4 protein-coding genes are annotated in these 2,995 nt (G+C 60.2%); 3 read left to right on the forward strand and 1 reads right to left on the reverse strand.

Features of this window, described 5'->3' with window-relative positions; all coding sequences use genetic code 11:
• From ABYT07_RS20130 to ABYT07_RS20140, 3 genes are all read left to right on the forward strand, one after another.
• Positions 1 to 583: ATP-binding cassette domain-containing protein (locus ABYT07_RS20130; protein WP_372993789.1), on the forward strand; the 583-nt coding region annotated here is incomplete at its 5' end.
• Positions 583 to 1,248, forward strand: a complete 666-nt coding sequence (locus ABYT07_RS20135) for a cysteine hydrolase family protein (protein WP_372993790.1) — start codon at positions 583 to 585, stop codon at positions 1,246 to 1,248. The genes ABYT07_RS20130 and ABYT07_RS20135, both read left to right, overlap by 1 nt.
• On the forward strand, positions 1,241 to 1,576 hold the full coding sequence (locus tag ABYT07_RS20140; RefSeq protein ID WP_372993791.1) for a cupin domain-containing protein: 336 nt from the start codon (positions 1,241 to 1,243) through the stop codon (positions 1,574 to 1,576). The genes ABYT07_RS20135 and ABYT07_RS20140 overlap by 8 nt, the downstream gene beginning before the upstream one ends.
• Before the next feature lie 92 nt (positions 1,577 to 1,668).
• Here ABYT07_RS20140 and ABYT07_RS20145 read toward each other — a convergent pair whose 3' ends face one another.
• Complete coding sequence (locus ABYT07_RS20145) at positions 1,669 to 2,949, reverse strand: glutamate-5-semialdehyde dehydrogenase (protein ID WP_372993792.1); 1,281 nt, start codon at positions 2,947 to 2,949, stop codon at positions 1,669 to 1,671.
• Between the last annotated feature and the right edge of the window lie 46 nt (positions 2,950 to 2,995).

Below are 2,995 nucleotides of genomic sequence, written 5' to 3' on the forward strand. Positions count from 1 at the left end.
GATCAGAGATGGCACGATCACAGTCAACGGCAGCCCCTACACCGCGACCCGCGCCGAAGCGCGCGCCCACGCAATCCGCTATCTTCCCGAAGAACCGTTGCGCAACGCCTGTGCGCCGCGGATGAGCGTGGCCGAAAACCTTGCGTTCCGGATGTTTGACATCGACCAGAACGGCAGACCGGTGTTTTGGAAGGACAGCCGCGCCATCGCCGACAATGCCACAGCGCTGATCGACGGGTTTCAGGTCAAGACCAGTTCGGCCAACGCACCCATTGCATCGCTGTCGGGCGGCAACGTCCAGCGTGCGGTTCTGGGTCGGGAACTGACCGGCGACGTCAAGGCGCTGATCGTGTCGAACCCCTGCTTTGGCCTTGATTTCGCAGCCGTCTCCGCCATCCGCGACCGACTGATCGAGGCCCGCAATCAAGGCACCGCCATCCTGCTGATCAGCGAGGATCTGGACGAGATCATGGAGCTATCGGATCGCATTCTGGTGATGTCCGAAGGGCGCATTGCGTTTGAAACCCCGATTGCGACCGCCGACGTGGCGCAGATCGGACAACATATGGCAGGACACGGCTGATGGCTGATATCAACGCGAAACCTTTCGCCTTTCCGGTGCAGCGGGGCCAAATCGCCCTTGTGGTCATCGACATGCAGCGCGACTTTGTCGAGCCGGGCGGATTTGGCGCGAGCCTTGGCAATGATGTCAGCCTGTTGGGGTCCATCGTGCCCACCGTGCGCCGTCTGATGGATGGATTTCGCGCCGCTGGTCTGCCTGTGTTTCACACACGCGAATGCCACCTGCCCGACCTTTCAGACTGCCCGCCCGCCAAGCGGTTGCGCGGGGCACCGGCGCTGCGCATCGGCGATGAAGGCCCGATGGGGCGCGTCCTGATCGCAGGGGCCCCGGGCGCGGACATCATCCCCGAACTGGCCCCCCTGCCCGACGAAGTGGTGATCGACAAACCCGGCAAGGGCGCGTTCTATGCCACCGGATTTGGCGAGGCACTGGCGGCACGCGGTATTACCCAATTGGTGGTCGCTGGCGTCACAACCGAAGTTTGCGTTCAAACCACCATGCGCGAAGCCAATGATCGCGGCTATGACTGCATCTTGGCGACCGACGCCACAGAAAGCTATTTTCCATCCTTCAAGGCGGCCACCATCGACATGATCACAGCCCAAGGCGGCATCGTCGGTTGGGCGGCCCCAACAGACGCAATTCTGGAGGCGCTAGATGGCTGATCCGAAATCCTTTATCGCCCTGTTGCCTGATAATTGGCAGACCATGCCATTCGAACCTTTTCGCGAAGGCGTCGAAATTTGCCACCTGTGGCAAGGCGGGCCGGACGTGGCCCTGCTGCGCTACGCCGCCGGTGCATCCGTGCCGCGCCATCGCCATGCTGGCTTGGAAATGATCGTGGTACTGTCAGGCAGCCAAAGCGACGACAATGGTCGATATCCGACCGGGTCTGTCCTGTTCAACCCCACAGGCACAGTGCACTCCGTCTGGTCAGAGGACGGATGCACCGTGTTGATCCAATGGGAAAAGCCCGTCGAATTCATCGACTAGAGTTTGAGGTCGGGCGACCTGAAGTCTCATATCAACAAGACCAACATTCCCGCGCGACACTCCCGTATCCTCCACGCCTAGCGCAGCGCCTCTTAGGGACGTTTCTGACCGTCACCAAAGACGAAATATTTGAAGCTAGTCAGTTGCTCTGCTCCGACCGGGCCACGCGCGTGCATCTTACCCGTCGCAATCCCGATCTCGGCACCCATGCCGAATTCCCCGCCATCTGAAAACTGCGTCGACGCGTTGTGCATCACGACCGCTGAATCAATCGCAACCATAAAGCGTTTTGCGGCCTCATGATCCTCTGACACGATGGCGTCAGTGTGTCCCGAGGAATGCGCCTGCACAAAGGAGATCGCCTCTTTCAGGTCTGCGACGATCTTCACCGACATGATGTTGCTCAGGTATTCCGTGTCCCAATCCGCGTCGGTCGCGGCAATCATGTCGGGCAGGATTTTCCGTGCTTCGGCATCGCCGCGCAATTCGCAATCCTCAAGCGCTGCAGCCAATACTGGCAACACCTGCCCGGCGATCTTGCGATCGATCACCACACATTCAGTGGCCCCGCAAATGCCCGTCCGGCGCATCTTGGCATTCTGCACAAGGCCGACAGCCTTTTCGATGTCGGCTCTTTCATGAATATAAGTGTGGTTATTGCCATCCAGATGCAGCAATGTTGGCACGCGGGCTTCTTTTTGAACCAATGACACCAGCCCGCGCCCACCGCGCGGAATAACCAGATCAACGGCATCAATGCTGTGCAGCAACAGCTTCACGGCCTCGCGGTCCCGCGTATCCACCAGCTGAACCGCATCTTCCGGCAGCCCCGCAGCCCGCAGCCCCTGCGCAAGACAGGCCACAATGACCCGCGACGAATGCAGGCTCTCGGACCCGCCGCGCAATATGACGGCATTGCCGGACTTGATGCACAAGGCACCGGCGTCCGATCCGACATTGGGGCGCGATTCATAGATCATGGCGATCACACCAATCGGCACACTGATGCGGTCAATCTTTAGGCCGTTGGGCCGGTTGAAAGTCGCAAGGCTGCGCCCCAGCGGATCGTCTTGCCCCGCAATCGCATCCACGGCATCGGCCATCGCCGCAACGCGGTCTTCGCTAAGGGCAAGCCGGTCAACAAAGGCGGCGTCCTTGCCGCTGTCCTTGATACTGTCGAGGTCTTTCGCATTCGCAGCCAAAATCTCGGAGGTGCGTGCCCGAAGCGCGGCTGCGGCTTCCTTCAGCGCCAGATTGCGCTGGTCTGCCGTTGCCATTGCAAGGTCACGCGCTGCCGCTTTGGCGCGCTGGCCAAGGTCACCGACAAGGGTTGCGATGTTCATCTGCTCAGGCTCTGTGCTCATGTCGTTCATAGTCATTATTCCTTCATTGCTTTGCAGGTCTTGCGCCAGTGATTGC

Origin of the sequence: Sulfitobacter sp. (genome assembly GCF_041552635.1) — a bacterium.
In the GTDB taxonomy this organism is placed as follows: Bacteria; Pseudomonadota; Alphaproteobacteria; order Rhodobacterales; family Rhodobacteraceae; genus Sulfitobacter.

Bases quoted from the DNA above. Each gene is read 5' to 3' on its own strand.
- ABYT07_RS20135 (WP_372993790.1), top strand. From the start codon at position 583: ATGGCTGATATCAACGCGAAACCTTTCGCCTTTCCGGTGCAGCGGGGC.
- ABYT07_RS20140 (WP_372993791.1), top strand. From the start codon at position 1,241: ATGGCTGATCCGAAATCCTTTATCGCCCTGTTGCCTGATAATTGGCAG.
- ABYT07_RS20145 (WP_372993792.1), bottom strand. From the start codon at position 2,949: ATGAACGACATGAGCACAGAGCCTGAGCAGATGAACATCGCAACCCTT.